The 15,405-nt window shown below is 60.8% G+C and carries 16 protein-coding genes; 8 read left to right on the top strand and 8 right to left on the bottom strand.

What is annotated here, in order from left to right; genetic code table 11:
• Window position 1 precedes the first annotated feature (1 nt).
• Window positions 2–1,219 (top strand): mannonate dehydratase, encoded by a 1,218-nt coding sequence (gene uxuA, locus EEB11_RS11025; RefSeq protein ID WP_135431282.1) that lies wholly within the window; start codon window positions 2–4, stop codon window positions 1,217–1,219.
• A 46-nt stretch (window positions 1,220–1,265) separates the two neighbouring features.
• Here the strand turns inward: uxuA and EEB11_RS11020 are convergent, their stop codons facing one another.
• Window positions 1,266–1,988 (bottom strand): GntR family transcriptional regulator, encoded by a 723-nt coding sequence (locus EEB11_RS11020; RefSeq protein WP_135431280.1) that lies wholly within the window; start codon window positions 1,986–1,988, stop codon window positions 1,266–1,268.
• Between the two features lie 161 nt (window positions 1,989–2,149).
• Between EEB11_RS11020 and dctP the strand changes: the two genes are divergently transcribed.
• The 4 genes from dctP to EEB11_RS11000 all read left to right on the top strand — a co-directional run bounded on the left by dctP (window position 2,150) and on the right by EEB11_RS11000 (window position 6,087).
• Window positions 2,150–3,166 (top strand): TRAP transporter substrate-binding protein DctP, encoded by a 1,017-nt coding sequence (gene dctP / locus EEB11_RS11015; protein WP_135431278.1) that lies wholly within the window; start codon window positions 2,150–2,152, stop codon window positions 3,164–3,166.
• A gap of 98 nt (window positions 3,167–3,264) precedes the next feature.
• Entirely contained in the window at window positions 3,265–3,828 is a 564-nt protein-coding gene (locus tag EEB11_RS11010; RefSeq protein ID WP_135431276.1) for a TRAP transporter small permease, read from the top strand.
• Window positions 3,825–5,120, top strand: a complete 1,296-nt coding sequence (locus EEB11_RS11005) for a TRAP transporter large permease (RefSeq protein ID WP_135431274.1) — start codon at window positions 3,825–3,827, stop codon at window positions 5,118–5,120. Before EEB11_RS11010 ends, EEB11_RS11005 begins: the two co-directional genes overlap by 4 nt.
• Before the next feature lie 37 nt (window positions 5,121–5,157).
• Complete coding sequence (locus tag EEB11_RS11000; protein WP_135431272.1) at window positions 5,158–6,087, top strand: dihydrodipicolinate synthase family protein; 930 nt, start codon at window positions 5,158–5,160, stop codon at window positions 6,085–6,087.
• On the opposite strand, the gene EEB11_RS10995 is transcribed toward EEB11_RS11000, so the two are convergent.
• The 7 genes from EEB11_RS10995 to EEB11_RS10965 all read right to left on the bottom strand — a co-directional run bounded on the left by EEB11_RS10995 (window position 6,084) and on the right by EEB11_RS10965 (window position 13,445).
• A complete protein-coding gene (locus EEB11_RS10995) occupies window positions 6,084–8,147 on the bottom strand; it encodes a TRAP transporter permease (RefSeq protein WP_135431270.1) in 2,064 nt (687 codons plus the stop codon). The two genes, EEB11_RS11000 and EEB11_RS10995, sit on opposite strands and share 4 nt — an antisense overlap.
• Window positions 8,148–8,231: 84 nt before the next feature.
• The gene (locus EEB11_RS10990; RefSeq protein WP_135431268.1) at window positions 8,232–9,242 is read right to left on the bottom strand and encodes a TAXI family TRAP transporter solute-binding subunit; all 1,011 of its coding nucleotides are present in this window, start codon (window positions 9,240–9,242) and stop codon (window positions 8,232–8,234) included.
• 255 nt (window positions 9,243–9,497) lie between these two features.
• A complete protein-coding gene (locus EEB11_RS10985; protein ID WP_135431266.1) occupies window positions 9,498–11,264 on the bottom strand; it encodes a SulP family inorganic anion transporter in 1,767 nt (588 codons plus the stop codon).
• A gap of 59 nt (window positions 11,265–11,323) precedes the next feature.
• Entirely contained in the window at window positions 11,324–12,226 is a 903-nt protein-coding gene (locus EEB11_RS10980; protein WP_135431264.1) for an MBL fold metallo-hydrolase, read from the bottom strand.
• A 19-nt stretch (window positions 12,227–12,245) separates the two neighbouring features.
• Complete coding sequence (locus EEB11_RS10975) at window positions 12,246–12,680, bottom strand: DUF6691 family protein (protein ID WP_135431262.1); 435 nt, start codon at window positions 12,678–12,680, stop codon at window positions 12,246–12,248.
• Window positions 12,681–12,685: 5 nt separating this feature from the next.
• Entirely contained in the window at window positions 12,686–13,111 is a 426-nt protein-coding gene (locus EEB11_RS10970) for a YeeE/YedE family protein (RefSeq protein ID WP_135431260.1), read from the bottom strand.
• Between the two features lie 109 nt (window positions 13,112–13,220).
• The gene (locus EEB11_RS10965) at window positions 13,221–13,445 is read right to left on the bottom strand and encodes a YgaP family membrane protein (protein ID WP_135431258.1); all 225 of its coding nucleotides are present in this window, start codon (window positions 13,443–13,445) and stop codon (window positions 13,221–13,223) included.
• Between the two features lie 53 nt (window positions 13,446–13,498).
• Here EEB11_RS10965 and EEB11_RS10960 point away from each other — a divergent pair, with 53 nt between their 5' ends.
• The 3 genes from EEB11_RS10960 (at window position 13,499) to EEB11_RS20310 (ending at window position 15,405) form a co-directional block, all read left to right on the top strand.
• Complete coding sequence (locus EEB11_RS10960; RefSeq protein WP_245298865.1) at window positions 13,499–13,831, top strand: ArsR/SmtB family transcription factor; 333 nt, start codon at window positions 13,499–13,501, stop codon at window positions 13,829–13,831.
• 350 nt (window positions 13,832–14,181) lie between these two features.
• Complete coding sequence (locus EEB11_RS20315; RefSeq protein ID WP_354002095.1) at window positions 14,182–14,613, top strand: FAD-dependent oxidoreductase; 432 nt, start codon at window positions 14,182–14,184, stop codon at window positions 14,611–14,613.
• A gap of 9 nt (window positions 14,614–14,622) precedes the next feature.
• Complete coding sequence (locus tag EEB11_RS20310) at window positions 14,623–15,405, top strand: NAD(P)/FAD-dependent oxidoreductase (protein WP_354002094.1); 783 nt, start codon at window positions 14,623–14,625, stop codon at window positions 15,403–15,405.

The following is a 15,405-nucleotide window of genomic DNA, read 5'->3' as shown; positions in this document are numbered from 1 at the left end:
GATGAGACAGACCTGGCGTTGGTTCGGCCCCAAGGACCTGGTGTCCATTGACGACATGCTGCAAGCTGGCGTGGAAGGGGTTGTGACAGCCCTGCATCATGTGCCGACCGGCAGGGTCTGGACCCCGGCAGACATTGCGCAACGTCAGGCCGAGTTGGCGGTGATGAAGGACGGGGAACCATCGGGGTTGAAATGGGAGGTGGTGGAAAGCCTGCCGGTCTCGGAAGATATCAAACGGCAGACCGGCGACTGGAAAACCCATATCGTCAACTGGATCACGTCGATGCGCAACTTGCGCGCGGCGGGGATAGAAGTGATCTGCTACAACTTCATGCCGATCCTGGACTGGACCCGCACCGATCTGTCCTACCGGCTGGCCAATGGTGCCACGTGCATGCGCTACGATGCCGTCGACTTTGCGGCGTTTGATTTGTTCCTGTTACAGCGCAAAGGTGTAGAGGCGGATTACAGCGCGGCTGTAACCGAAGCAGCCCGCGCCCGGTTTGCCGACATGTCTGATGCCCGCAAGCAAGAGCTGTGCGGTAACGTGGTCTTTGGCCTGCCCGGATCGGCAGAGCGGATGTCGATGGACGATGTGAAGACCCATCTGGCCCATTACGACAACATCTCGGCCGAAAAGCTGCGGGGTCACCTGATTGAGTTTCTGGCCGAAGTCAGCCCGGTGGCGCAAGAGATCGGAATGCGGCTGTGCTGCCACCCGGATGACCCACCGTTCCCACTGCTGGGCCTGCCCCGCGTCATGTCGACTGAGGCCGACTACAAGTCGGTGATGGACGCGGTCAACCTGCCCGCCAATGGAATCACGCTGTGCACCGGATCATTGGGCGCGCGCGCCGACAATGACCTTCCGGGGATGATGAAGCGGCTGGGCGACCGGGTGCACTTCCTGCACCTGCGCAATGTGACGCTGGAGGAGCGGCAGTTGGGCGGATCTTTCCATGAGGCCGCGCATCTGGAAGGCAACACCGACATGGTGGCCATGATCGCAGCGGTGCTGGCCGAGCAGACCCGCCGCAAGGCGGCAGGCAGGGCCGACTGGCAGATCCCGATGCGCCCCGACCATGGGCAAAACATTCTGGATGACCACACCCGCAAGGCACAGCCGGGCTATCCGGCCATTGGTCGTCTGAAAGGGCTGGCCGAACTGCGCGGCATCATGACCGCATTGTCGCATCCGGCCGTTACGGCGGGGGTGTGACCGTGGCGTGGGGGCAGGCCGGGAGCAATACCCTCCTGACCTGCCCCTAGCCCTGAACCATGCCGCCCAAGGCGAGGGTCAGGGACTGATCAATATGAAATGACAGGGCACGGGTTGCGGCATCGGCCTCGCCCGCCAGCATCGGCGTCAGGAATGCCAGATGCTCTTTGATCACCCGGGTTGCATTCTGGCGGGTCACCCGCACCCGCGACTGGGCGGCCATGCGGATCTTGATGGCCGTCACCCGATAAACATTCGACATCAGGCGGTTTTCCATCACGCTGACCATCTGTGCGTGCATGTCCCAGTCGTATAGCTGAAAGTCGCGCAGAAAGTCTTCCAGATCGTTCCCGTCATCCTGCCCCAGCCGTACCTGCGCTGCGCGGTGCCAGTCAATCCATTCGGTGACAAGGCTGCGGTCCAGCCGGGCCAGAATGGCCGGCACAGCGCCCAGTTCGATCATTCGCCGCATCTGATAGGCCTCTCGGATAAAGGTCACATCCAGACTTGGCACCATCAAGCCTCGCTGCGGAAGGGTCAGCAACAGCCCCTCGGCCTCGAACCTCGGGATGGCTTCGCGCACCGACCCTAAGCTGACATCGGCCATTTCCATCAGCTCGCGCTGCGAGATGATCTGGCCCGGCCGGACCTTGCCCCAGTTCAGAAGCTCTTCGATCCGGTCATAGGCAATCTGCCGCAAGGACGGCTCCGCCCCGGCACCGGGCGAAACCCGCCTCGCCAAATTCTGTGTGACCATCGGTTCAGACATCGTTTGCCCACTGATCTATTGCTAACATGATACTAACATGTTAGTTGACGAAAGGTAAGCGCAATGTTTCTGGCAGCGGACCGGGTGGAGGAAAGCCGGGTGCATCAAGGCCAGGCGGAACATAGTGCAGACACCGACATATTCTGGGAGGAGTAAACAGCATGACACACCATCTGACACGCCGGGCTTTTCTGGCGTCCGCCGGGGCTTTGGCACTTTTCGCCGCGAGTCTTTCGCCATTTTCTGCATTGGCCCAAGACAAGCCGGTCATCCGCATGTCGACCCCGGCCTCTGAGACGGACCAGCGGTCGGTCGCGCTTGCCACCGTCTTTGGCCCGGCGATAAGCGAATTTGCGACCTATCAGCCGCATTACAACGCGTCGCTGGTGGCCCAAGGGTCCGAGCTGGAAGCAATTTCTTCGGGCGATCTGGAGATGTCGATCGCATCTGCTCAGGAACTGGCAAATTTCTTCCCCGAGTTTTCGATCTTTGCAACGGGCTACGTGCATCAAAGCGCCGAACATCAGGTCGCTGTCTTCAACGACGCCCTGATGACCCCGTTCAAGCAAAAGGTTGAGGACGAGCTTGGCGTGAAGCTGCTGTCGGTGATGTATCTGGGCAAGCGCCATGTGAACCTGCGTTTCCCACGTTCGGAAAAAGAGGTAATGACACCGGCCGATCTGGCAGGTGTGAATCTGCGGATGCCGGGATCTGATGCCTGGCAGTTCCTGGGGCGCGCCATTGGTGCCAACCCGACACCGATGGCCTTTACCGAAATCTATACTGCGCTGCAGACCGGATCGGTTGACGGTCAGGACAACCCGCTGCCAACGGTTGTGGACGCCAAGTTCTACGAAGTGACCAAGCAGGTCAGCCTGACCGCGCATCTGGTAGACCTGAACTACATCGCCTTCTCTAAGTCGGTTTGGGACACCATGACGGCGGACCAACAGACGGCCCTGCAAAAGGCGGCAGATGACGCCGCTGCGTCTGGCCGCGAAGGTCAACTGGTCAAGGAAGAAGAGCTGGTCACCTTCCTGAAAGAACAGGGGCTTGAAGTGTACGAGCCGGATCTGGAAGCATTCCGCACTCATGTGCAGGCGCAATATGTCGGGTCCGAATTCGCGCAATCCTGGCCCGAAGGCGTGCTGGAACAGATCAACGCCCTTGGCAACTGATCTGACGTGAGACGTCGGTCGGGGGGCCGCCTGCGCCCCCCCCCGATCCCGTCTTTCCTCTGCTCCATCCCTTGCCTGTCATATGCGGGAGGCGTTCCGTGGCCCGACTTCAATCCCTGCTGCGCACCTCGGCCGAGGGGTTTGCTGCCGCGCTGATGGCGGCGATGTTCGGCACCTTTATCCTGCAGGTCGTGGTGCGCTACACGGCGCGGATCGACTGGGTGGCGGTCAATATGCCTTGGTTGCAGCCAGTGAATTATGGCTGGACACTGGAATTCTGTCTGGCGGTCTGGGTCTGGCTGATCTTCTGGGGCAATGCCTTTATCGTGCGGCAGCATGACCATGTTACTTTTGACATTCTGTATCTGGCCGTGCGGCCGCCAGTGCGACGCGCTTTTGCCATCATCACCGGGCTTGCCATCGCCATCGCCTTGCTGGCCTCGGTGTGGCCGACCTGGGACCGCTTCATGATTCTGCGGCTGAAACGAACTGCCACGCTGGGCGAACTGTTCGGCGACTGGATCCGGATGCGGGACATCTATGTAATCTACATCGTGTTTCTGCTGGCCGTTGCCGCCCGCTATTTCTGGCTGGTCTGGCAGGCGTTCCGCCATGGCGTCGAAGAGCCTGTGCTGCCGGGTGAGGAGCGGACCAAACCATGAGTTTTGAATTTCTTCTCTGCCTTGTCACCCTGATGGGTCTTGCGGCAATGGGCACACCGATCGCCTATGCCATTCTGGTGGCCTCGATGGCCTATCTGGTGGCGGCAGGGCAAAGCATCGGCATCAGCGGCAAAGTGCTGATGGACGGGCTGTACCAGAGCTTTATCCTGCTTGCGGTGCCGCTGTTTATAGTAGCCGCCAATATCATGAATGCCGGGACGGTATCGGACCGTTTGCTGCAGTTCTGTATTGCCATCGTCGGGCGGTTCCGGGGCGGGCTGGGGCATGTGAATGTGATGGCGTCGTTGGTATTTTCCGGTATGTCGGGGTCTGCGGTGGCGGATGCTGCCGGCATCGGCAAGCTGATCATCGACATGATGGTGAAGTCTGGTCACTACACGCGCGGCTATGCGGCGGCGATCACGGCCGCTTCGGCCACCATCGGCCCGATCATTCCGCCATCCATCCCGATGGTACTGTATGCGCTGGTCTCGAACACCTCTATCGGGTTTCTGTTTCTGGGGGGCATCGTCCCGGGACTGTTTATGGGTGGGGTTCTCATGGCGATGAACGCCTGGATCTCGCACCGGCGCGGCTTTGCCAAGGACGATCCGGTTCCGCTGCGCGATCTCCCGCGTATCACGTTGAACGCAGGCCCGGCGCTGCTGATGCCCGCCATTCTGCTCTACGGTATCTATGGCGGTGTCACCACGCCGACCGAAGCTGCTGCAGTGGCGGCGTTTTACGCGCTGATCCTTGCGGCGGTGTTCTACAGGTCGCTGTCGCTGAAAACGTTCTACGAGATTCTGGTCAACTCTGCGCGGTCATCTGCGGCGGTGGGGCTGGTGATCGGCGGGGCGCTGATCCTGAACTACATTGTGGCGTCAGAGAATATTCCCGGTGTGGTCGCGCAGGCGCTTGTGGGTCTGGATATTCACCCGCTGGTGTTCCTGCTGTGTATCAATTTGCTGCTGCTGCTGCTCGGCTGCTTTCTGGATGCCTCGACCATCATTCTGGTCATCATTCCGCTGTTCATCCCCAGCTGCCGCGAGCTTGGCATCGATCTGGTCCACTTCGGGGTGATTGCCATTGTGAACTGCATGATCGGGCTGATCACGCCGCCCTATGGCATCCTGCTGTTCGTCATTAACGCCGTCACCCGGATTCCGCTGGCAGAAATCATCCAGGAGGTCTGGCCGTTTCTGGCTGTGCTGGTGGCGGCGCTGCTGGTCATGATCCTGGTACCCGATATCATCCTGATGCTGCCGCGTGCCTTTGGCTATGCTGGCTAACCCCTTTCATTTTCCGAAAACTCAAGGACGCTCCCGAATGTCGCATGCGATGCAAGGTATTTTCCCGGTCGTGATTACGCCGTTCAAGCCGGACAACACCATCGACTGGGATGGCTATGCCCGGCTGATTGACTGGTACATCGACAACGGCTCGCACGGGTTGTTTGCAGTGTGCCAGTCGTCAGAAATGCTGTTCCTGACGCTGGACGAACGCCGCGATCTGGCGCGGTTCGCGGTGAAGCATGTGGCAGGACGCGTGCCGGTGGTGGCCTCGGGGCATATCTCGGCAGCGATGGACGATCAGAAGGTGGAGCTGCGCACCATTGCCGAGACCGGGGTGGATGCGGTGGTTCTGGTGACCAACCGGCTGGCGGCAGCGGATGAGGGCAGCGACGTGTTCCGCGCGCGGATTGATGATCTGCTGACTGCCCTGCCATCCGACATGGCGCTTGGCCTTTACGAATGCCCCGCCCCCTATCGCCGCTTGCTGACCAATGACGAGGTCAGCTGGTGTGCCCAAAGCGGGCGCTTTGCCTTCCTCAAGGACGTGACCTGCGATCTGGACGATGTGAAGCGGCGGCTGACGCTGGTGGCAGGCTCGCCGCTGGCGATCAACAATGCCAATGCGGCGATTGCCTGGCCGGCGATTCTGGCGGGCGGGCATGGGTTTTCGGGGGTGATGAACAACTTTCACCCCGATCTGTACCGCTGGCTGATGGATCATGGCCGCGACCACCCGGATCTGGCGGCAGAGATGGACACGTTTCTGGTGCTGTCGGCCATGTCGGAAGGCATGGGCTATCCCAAGCTGGCCAAGCATTATCACCGCCGCATCGGCACGTTCGACTGCGTTCACAGCCGCACGATCCCCTATGACATCGCCGACAAGCACTGGGCGGTCGAGGTGGTGCTGGACCACATTGTTGAGGGGGCCGCCCGGTTCCGCGACCGGATCAGGGCCCTTTAAAGGGCCTTGACTGGCGGCCCGGCCCGCAAGCCCAGCCACTGACGCAAGGCAACCACGCCCAGAATGGCCGCGCCCAGCGCGGTTGACACAAACTCCGGCGCGATCATCAGCAGGGCCGCGATGGGCAGCAGCACCCGCTCGATCTTCCATAGCGGGGCCATCAGCCAGTTGGTGATCGCGGCGGACAGCGCCAGAATGCCCAGCACCGCGCCGGTAAAAGCCAGCGCAAAGGCGCTCCATGTAAAGCCCTCGGTCACCAGCAGAAGCGAAGGTGAGAAGACGAACATGAACGGCACCAGCGCCTTGCCCATCGACAGGCGGAAGGCGGTGTTGCCCGCCTTGAACGCGTTGGCCCCGGCGATGCCAGAGGCGGCATAGGCGGCCAGTGCCACCGGCGGGGTCACATCGGCCAGCACCCCATAGTAGAACACGAAGAAATGCGCGACCAACGGTTCGACATTCATCATGGCCAGCACAGGGGCAGCGACGGCGACCATGATGATGTAATTGGCCGTTGTCGGGATGCCACATCCCATCAGGATGCAGACCACGGCGGTCATCATCAGGGTGAACAGAAGCGCCAGCGTTTCGATGCCGAACAGCTCGAACGGCAGGAAGCCGAGGAAGGCATGCGTGCTGACCGCCCAGCCCTGCGCCAGACTGGTCAGCATGAAGGCGATCTTGAAACCGATGCCGGTCAGCGTGACAACCCCGATGACCACCCCCACCAAGGCCGCAGCGGCAGTGACGGAGAGTGAGCTTTTGGCCCCGGAGACAAAGCCCTCAAAAATACCGGTGACGAACTCCTTTGCGCCCTCGGTCACACCCGATGCCATAACCCGCTGTATCGCATAGACCGCGATACAGGCGGTGATGGCCCAGAACGCCGCAAGAAACGGGGTGCGGCCCGACATCAGCATCCAGACCAGCAGGATCAGCGGCAGTATGGCCAGCCAGCCTTCGCGCAGCACCTTTGCCGCGTTGGGCAGTTCTTCCTTGGTCAGACCGCGGATGCCCAGCCGCTTTGCCTCAAGGTGCACCTGCACCAAAACGCCGAAGAAATGCATGAAGGCTGGCACGATGGCCGCGATCAGGATCGTGCGCAGCGGGATGCCAAGGTATTCCACCATGAGGAAAGCCACCGCCCCCATGACCGGCGGCGTGATCTGCCCACCGGTGGACGACGCCGCCTCGACCGCCGCCGCGAAATGGCGTTTGAAGCCGATCTTGATCATGGTGGGGATGGTCAGCGCACCGGTGGTGACCGTGTTGGCGATGGACGACCCAGAGATAGAGCCGAGCAGGGCGGAGGAAACTACGGAAACCTTGGCAGGCCCCCCTGCATAACGCCCGGTCAGCGCGGTGGCCAGATTGATGAACAGCTGACCAAGGCCGATTTTCTGCGCCATCACGCCGAACAGCACGAAATGGAACACATAGGTGGCAATCACGCCCAGCGCGGTGCCGTAAACCCCTTGGGAGGACAGATAGAGGTGGTTGACGATGCCCGACCAATCCGCTCCCGGATGCACGAAAATGCCCGGCATTGACCGGCCGAAATAGGCGTAGCCGATGAACAGAAGCGCTATCACCGGCAGCGGCCAGCCCATCGACCGGCGCACAGCCTCGAACAAGGTCACCAGCAGGATGGTGCCCATCGCCACATCAATCGGCAACGGGTTACCGATGCGGAAGGCCAACTGAACGTAGATCCACGGCACATAAAGGGCGCTGATCAGCGCCGCAAAGGCAAACAGCCAGTCCAGCACCGGCAGACCCAGAATGACAAAGCCTGTGGTCTTTGTGCGCCCCGACGAGAACGCGGAGAAGCTCAGGTAAATCAGAAACAGCGACACACCCATATGCACGCCGCGATGCGTGGTCGCGCGCGGGATGCCGAAACCGGCAGTGTAATAATGATATACCGCCAGCGCGAACAGAATGACCCCGGACAACAGCGCCACGGGTCGCGTGATGGTTCTGAACCGCGCCTCGGGATCAAATTCTTCTTCGATTGCCCGCAGTTCCGCCTCGGTCAGGGCGCGCGTGTCGTTGCTCATCAGACGGTCCTTGCAATCTGTCTTTCATAGAGAGGACGCGGCCACTGCTGGCCGCGTCCCCGTCTTCAGGTCAGAAAAGCCCGATCACTCGATCGCGCCGACTTCCTTGTAGAACTTCTCCGCACCCGGATGGAACGGGATGCCCGCCCCCTCAACCGCATTTTCCAGCGTGATGAACTTGCCCTTGGCATGACCGTTGGCAAACAGACGCTGCGTCGTCTCGTTGAACAGCGATTTGGTGATGCCGTAGACCAGATCTTCGGACAGATCGGCCGAGGTCACCATCTGCGCGCCCACCGAAATGGTGGCCACTTCGGCATCCTGCCCATTGTAGGTGCCTGCCGGGAAAGTGTCGTTGGCAAAGAAGCTGTATTCGGCGCGCAGCGCGTCGATTTCCGGCCCGGTGATCGGCACGATCACCACATCATGCTGGCTGGAAAGTTCTGCAATCGCGCCAGCGGGGTAGCCGCCGACAAAGAAGAACGCATCCATCGCGCCATCGCGCATCCGGTCTGATGCCTGATCGGGCTTCAGATATTCCGGGGTGATGTCGGCCTCGGTCAGGCCAAAGGCCTCAAGGATGATCTTGGCGTCAACAAGCGTGCCCGACCCCGGTTCGTCCAGCGACACGCGCTTGCCGCGCAGATCGGCGACCGAGGTGATGCCGGACCCGGCGCTGGCCACCAAATGGATGCTTTCAGGATACAGGTTGGCGATCAGCCGCAGCTTTTCCACGGCAGGCTGGCCTTCAAACAGACCAGTGCCGGTTTGTGCCCAATATGCAACGTCAGACTGGCTGAACCCGGCCTCGAGCGTGCCACCATTGATCGAATTCACGTTGCCGACCGACCCGTTGGAGGCGACTGCCGTAGCGATCAGGCCCGGCACACCGCAGGATCCGCCCTCATCGCAGGCGCGCGATCCGGGCGGGTTCGAGATGGCGTTCGCGATCAGGCCGCCGATGGGATAGTACGTGCCTGCCGTACCGCCGGTGCCGATGCGGAAGAACTGCATGTCCTGCGCCACCGCGCCTTGTGCCATCAGCCCGACCGCAAGCGCGGCCCCTGCCAGAGCGTTGAAGGATATGATTTTCATGCCTACCTCCTTGGTGGTCTTTCCTTGAAATTCTGCCGCCGTATCCGGGCGATCGGCTCGAATCCTAAGCGATGATCGGCCAGAGGTCGAGACTCATTGATCGTCCGAGCCAGAAGATGACAGTCGGGGAAGGTCGACAGCGCAGAGGCGACGGTTGCAGTGATTGCCTCGCGGTGGCGGCAACGTTGTTTGTCATAGCAGACTACTTTGCGCGCGTCGCCCGACCGGGCATCCAGCGGCTAACCCCTTGTCCCTCTACGCGGTCTCTACGCGCATCCCGGAACCGGTCGGCGTCATGGTCCCATTCGGTGCCGCGGCGGTCAGTGTCGTGAATGCTTCGTATTGCGACAGGAAGATCCGCCCCTTGAAGTGGTCCATGAAATCGGACCGCATCAGCGCGTCCGTCACCGGACCTTTCACCTCTGACAGATGAAAGCCGATCCCGGCAGAGCCAAGTCGATGGGCGATGGCTTCAAGGCTCTCCAGCGCGCTTGCGTCGATAGCATTCACAGCCGGGCACATCAGAACCACGTTCCTCAGCAGTGGCTGATCGGCAATGTGGTCATAGATCGCGTCTTCAAGGGCGCGGGCATTGGCAAAGTACAGGCTTTCATCGACCCGGATCGACAGGATGCGCGGATCGGTGATGACATCATGGCGGTCAATGTTGCGAAAATGCTCTGTTCCCGGCACCTGGCCAACAATGGCGATGTGGGGGCGCGACGTGCGCCACAGAAACAGCGCCAGCGACAGCGACACGCCGGCCGTAATCCCCGCTTCGACCCCCACCAGCAGCACCGTCAGGATGGTCACCGCCATCGCGGCGAAATCGGCCTTGGAATAGGCCCAGGTGCGCCGGATTGCGGCGATATCCACCAGCGACAGGACGGCCACAATGATCGTGGCGGCCAGCACGGCTTGTGGCAGGAACTGGAACAGGGGGGTCAGGAAAACGGTCGCGGCCAAGATACCTGCCGCGGTAAAGGCACCCGCCAGCGGAGTTTCGGCACCCGCGTCGAAATTCACCACGGACCGGGCAAACCCACCCGTCACCGGATAGCCGCCCGACAAGGCCGAGGCGATGTTGGACGCACCAAGGGCGGTCAGTTCCTGATTGGGCACGATGCGTTGCCGCCGTTTCGCGGCCAGGGTTTGCGCGACCGATACAGATTCCACAAAACCGACAAGGCTGATCAGCACCGCAGGCAGCAACAGTTCCTGCCACAGGCCCAGATCAAACGACGGCACCGCAAAGGGCGGCAGGTGGCCGGGGATGTCGCCAACGATTCTTACACCCTTGTCCACCAGCCCAAAGCCGACAACCGCAAGGATGGACAGGACGATGGCGGCAACCGGGCCGGACTTGGCGATCAGATCTGCCGCACGCGCAGGCAGGCCGCGCGCCAGCAAAAGTGGCTTCAACTGCTTGCGTGTCCAGAACAGGAATGCAGTCGCAGTCATGCCGATGGCAAGGGTAAATGGGTTCAGCCCATCAAGCTTCGCGTAGATCCCACCCAGAATGCGCAAGAGGCTGTCACCTTCCACCCTGATCCCCAGAATGTGCTGCAGCTGGCTGATCGCAATCAGGAGTCCCGATGCGGTGATGAAACCCGAAATCACCGGATGCGACAGGAAATTGGCTAAGAACCCCAGGCGCAGCACCGACATTGCCACCAGGACAATCCCGGACAGGAAGGCCAGCGTGATGGCTGCCGTCAGATACTCCGCGCTGCCGGGGGCCGCCACTTGCCCCACCGCCGCCGCTGTCATCAAGGACACCACGGCCACCGGCCCGACCGCGAGCGCCCGGCTGGTGCCAAAGATCGCATAGGCGATCAGGGGCAAGATCGAGGCATAAAGCCCCACCTGCGGCGGCAGGCCGGCCAGCATGGCATAGGCAAGGCTTTGCGGCACCAGCATGATGGTCACGATCACCGCCGCGACCAGATCGCTTTGCGCGTCGGCTTTCGTATAGGCAGGTGCCCACCCGAGGATCGGAAACAGGGAAGATAAACGTTTCAACGGCTTGGCCTTTTTTGTCGCGCGGCGAATACAGGGTGCGGCGTTGCCGTTCCGAAAGCCTACAGCCCGTTGATCGGCACTTTCAGAAAGCGCTTCCCGCTTGCATCCGGGGGCGGCAGATCGCCCGCGCGCATGTTGACCTGCAGCGATGGGATAATCAGTTTCGGCATGGCAAGGCTGGCGTCACGGGCTTCACGGACCTCGACGAACTGATCTTCGGTGATGCCATCCCTGACGTGAATATTGTGCGCGATCTGTTCGGCCACAGTCGTTTCCCAACGGATTTCACGGCCGTTGGGCCCATAATCATGGCACATGAACAGCCGCGTTTCCGCGGGCAGCGACAGCACCCGCTGTATCGACCGGTACAGCGTGCGTGCGTCCCCGCCGGGGAAATCGGCACGGGCCGATCCGCCATCTGGCATGAACAACGTGTCGCCGACAAAGGCGGCATCGCCCGCCACATGCGTCATGCAGGCCGGGGTGTGACCGGGTGTGTGCAGTACAAACACCGTCATACCGCCGATCTGATAGGTGTCACCATCCTTGAACAGACGGTCAAACTGCGAGCCGTCGCGCTGAAACTCGGTGCCTTCATTGAAGACCTTGCCAAACGTGTCCTGAACGATGGTGATATTCTCACCGATGCCGATCTTGCCACCAAGCTTGCCCTGAATGTAGGGCGCGCCCGAAAGGTGGTCGGCATGGACATGTGTCTCGATCAGCCATTCCAGCGTCAGGCCCTGCGCGCGGATGAAGTCGATCACTGCATCGGCCGAGGTATAGGAGATGCGTCCTGCGGCATAGTCGATGTCCATCACAGAATCGATGACGGCGCAGGCCGTGCCGGCCGGATCGCGCACGACATAGGTCACTGTGTTGGTCGGTTCGTCAAAGAAGGCCGTAACCTCAGGTTTGATTGAAAGATCAACAGCATGCGGAATCGGGGCAAAGGTCTTCATGAATGTTTCCTTCGGACTGTCAGATGGTTTGGCGGCGGGGCAAGGCTTGCAGCCAGCGCGCAATCAGAATGCCCCCCCCCATAGAGATCAGGAAAAGCGCTGTCGGCCACGGCGCAAAGCCGAGGGCCGGAATGGCACCCCCGGGGCAAAAACCGGAAATGCCCCAGCCCACGCCGAACAAGGCAGAACCGCCGATCAGCTTGGCATCAATCACACGTGCCGTCGGCAGGTGGAATTTCTTGTCGAACAGCGGTATTTTGCGCTGGCCAAAGATCACGCGATAGCCAATCGCGGTGGTGACCAATGCCCCACCCATCACAAAGGCAAGGCTTGCGTCCCATGTGCCGAGGGGGTCAAAGAAATTCAGCACCTTGGCCGGGTTGCCCATCCCCGAGATGGCGATGCCAAGTCCAAAGATCATGCCCGCGACAAGGGCTGAGAAGATGCGGTTCATCTGCATCACCCTCCAAAACCATGACGGATCAGCGTAACGGTGGCAAAGGTCGTGACCATGAAGGTCAGGGTTGCCACCAGCGACCGGGGTGACAGGCGCGCCATACCGCACACGCCATGTCCCGAGGTGCAGCCCGATCCGTATGTGACGCCAATCCCCACGATCACGCCCCCCAAAGCCAGCAGCGCCCCATTGGTCGGAGAGACGAAGGCGAATTCAGCGCCAAGCAGAGTGGCCAGCAAGGGGGCCACAATCGCGCCCGCCAGAAACGCCAGCCGCCAAGGGCTGTCGGGATTTCGTGGTTCCAGCATACCGTTCAACATGCCGGTCATGCCCGCGATGCGCCCGTTGAATACCATCAAAATCAAGGCACCAAAGCCGATCAGGACGCCGCCAAACAGTGAGGCAAGGGGGGTGAATTCAGTGATCATCTAACGGCAAGCTCCGGCTTGAAAGGGACCAAGTGCCCTGCAATTGGCTGCGCAGGACCAGTCGGCAGAGAAGATCGAACCTTCAGCGCCCAGGCGCCGAAAGAAGGGTTTATTTCTTTGTAATCGGGCAGGTATTGATGCCAAGCACTGTATAAGCAGGGCAGAACCGGAACAGGGCGGTTCCAATCATCACAACGCCCACGCCAGCCACGGCAAATTTCCACGCGCCCCAGGCAGCAAACAGTCCTGCGAACACAGGGAGGAAGGGCGCAGCCAGCAAAACCGCACCCAGAATGAGGCGCAGCAATCGATCAACATGTCCAACGTTTGTCATTTCGTGTTCCTTGTTTTCGAGCCATATTGCTTATTACTTTCGAAAGTGCTTAAATGTCAATCATGAAAACCGATATCAGCCTTGAAGATATGAAAGCCCTTGAAACAAAGGCTGAAGAAGTGTCTGAAACCCTGGCTGCCATGGCCAACCCCAAACGGTTGCTGGTCTTGTGTTCGCTCTTGGCCGGTGAAAAGTCGGCAGGCGATCTGGCCGTGATCGTCCAGTTGACCCCAGCCGCTCTGTCACAACATCTTGGCAAGATGCGGGCGTTGCGGCTTGTGGTTACCCGCCGCGATGGACAAACGATCTATTACAGCCTTGCCAGTGCTGAAGTCCGCGCGCTGCTGGAAACCCTGTATCGCGTGTACTGCGCCACAGATGTCTAACGCAGGCAGAGTCGCGTCCGATCTCTGACAATCCCGGGCAGCACCGCCGATGCTTGCTTGCGCACAGCGGCTGGCGCGCAACCAAGCCTGGGGTTTGCGGCGGGGGTCGCACCGGACGCCTCGCGCACTGCGACCACAAAACATTCCACTTTTTGAATGCGGCTGATCCCGATCAAGTATCGACCGCAAAACGTTGGCCTAAAATGCAGGATATCGAGGAGGAGATGCCCATGACCATGCCCTGTCTTCCAACGTCCCGCCGCGCCCTTCTGGGGCTTGGCGCCGCAGGGGTGGCAGTCGCCGCACTTGGTGTGCCAGCCAAAGCCGCACGTCTTGCAACCTAAGCGCGGATCGCCATCATCGGAGCGGGGGCCGCTGGTACCGCGCTTGTAAACCATCTGGTGATGCGGCTGGACGGGGCAAAGATCACCCTTGTCGACGCGCGCGCCGAACACTTGTACCAACCGGGGCTCAGCTTGGTGGCTGCCGGGTTGAAGCCTGCCGGATACACCGTTTCAAACACCACCGATTGGTTGCCCCAAGGTATCACGCTGGTGGCCGAACACGCTGCCGCCATCGACCCGATTGCCAAAACAGTGGCGACAACGGGCGGGCAGAGCATTCCTTACGATTTCCTCGTCGTGGCCCCAGGCCTTGTGCTGGATCATGATGCCATCGAGGGCTTCTCTCTGGATATGGTGGATCAGAATGGCATTGGCGCGCTGTATGCCGGGCCGCACTATGCTGCGAAAACCTGGGAGGCCGCGTCGAAATTCACCTAAGAGGGTGGCGTGGGTCTGTTCACCCGCCCGGCCACCGAAATGAAATGCGCCGGTGCGCCCCTGAAGCACACTTTTCTGATCGACGACATTGCCAGCCGGGGTGTGGGCGCAGGCAAGTATGAAATTCACTATGCCGCCCCGCAGCAGGCGCTGTTTTCCGTGCCGATCGTGCATGAAAAGCTGCGGATGCTGTTCGAAGACCGCGGCTTCAACAGCGCTTACGGACGTGTTCTGAAAGCCATCGACCCCGGCACCCGGCGCGCCACCTTTGTGGAAACCAAGGTCGATCCCACCACCAAGGTGGAAACCAAGACCGATGTCGAAATGCCCTATGACTATCTGCACGCCATCCCGCCACAACGCGCGCCCGGAGTGATCCGCCAGTCTGGGCTGTCCTGGACCGACAAGTGGACGGATCAGGGCTGGGTCGAGGTGGATATGAAAACCCTGCGCCACCTGCGCTACCCCGAGGTCTTTGCCTTGGGCGATGTGGCGGGCGTGCCCAAGGGCAAGACGGCGGCCAGCGTCAAGTGGATGGTCCCGGTGGTTGAAGATCACCTTGTAGCCGCCATCGAGGGGCGCGAGGGGACGGCAGTCTATGACGGCTATACCTCTTGCCCGATGATCACGCGTGTTGGCCGCGCCATGCTGATCGAGTTCGACTATCACAACAATCTGGTCCCGTCCTTCCCCGGACTCATCGCGCCGCTGGAAGAATTGTGGATCAGCTGGCTGATGAAGGAGGTGGCATTGAAGGCCACCTATAACGCCATGCTGCGCGGCAAGGCCTGA

This window comes from Pseudotabrizicola sediminis (assembly GCF_004745575.1).
GTDB classification, from domain to species: domain Bacteria; phylum Pseudomonadota; class Alphaproteobacteria; order Rhodobacterales; family Rhodobacteraceae; genus Pseudotabrizicola; species Pseudotabrizicola sediminis.
Note: the sequence above shows the minus strand (reverse complement) of the source record. Positions and strands in the feature narration are given on the sequence as shown.

Bases quoted from the DNA above. Each gene is read 5' to 3' on its own strand.
- uxuA (WP_135431282.1), top strand. From the start codon at position 2: ATGAGACAGACCTGGCGTTGGTTCGGCCCCAAGGACCTGGTGTCCATT.
- EEB11_RS11020 (WP_135431280.1), bottom strand. From the start codon at position 1,988: ATGTCTGAACCGATGGTCACACAGAATTTGGCGAGGCGGGTTTCGCCC.
- dctP (WP_135431278.1), top strand. From the start codon at position 2,150: ATGACACACCATCTGACACGCCGGGCTTTTCTGGCGTCCGCCGGGGCT.
- EEB11_RS11005 (WP_135431274.1), top strand. From the start codon at position 3,825: ATGAGTTTTGAATTTCTTCTCTGCCTTGTCACCCTGATGGGTCTTGCG.
- EEB11_RS11000 (WP_135431272.1), top strand. From the start codon at position 5,158: ATGTCGCATGCGATGCAAGGTATTTTCCCGGTCGTGATTACGCCGTTC.
- EEB11_RS10995 (WP_135431270.1), bottom strand. From the start codon at position 8,147: ATGAGCAACGACACGCGCGCCCTGACCGAGGCGGAACTGCGGGCAATC.
- EEB11_RS10990 (WP_135431268.1), bottom strand. From the start codon at position 9,242: ATGAAAATCATATCCTTCAACGCTCTGGCAGGGGCCGCGCTTGCGGTC.
- EEB11_RS10980 (WP_135431264.1), bottom strand. From the start codon at position 12,226: ATGAAGACCTTTGCCCCGATTCCGCATGCTGTTGATCTTTCAATCAAA.
- EEB11_RS10975 (WP_135431262.1), bottom strand. From the start codon at position 12,680: ATGAACCGCATCTTCTCAGCCCTTGTCGCGGGCATGATCTTTGGACTT.
- EEB11_RS10970 (WP_135431260.1), bottom strand. From the start codon at position 13,111: ATGATCACTGAATTCACCCCCCTTGCCTCACTGTTTGGCGGCGTCCTG.
- EEB11_RS10965 (WP_135431258.1), bottom strand. From the start codon at position 13,445: ATGACAAACGTTGGACATGTTGATCGATTGCTGCGCCTCATTCTGGGT.
- EEB11_RS10960 (WP_245298865.1), top strand. From the start codon at position 13,499: ATGTCAATCATGAAAACCGATATCAGCCTTGAAGATATGAAAGCCCTT.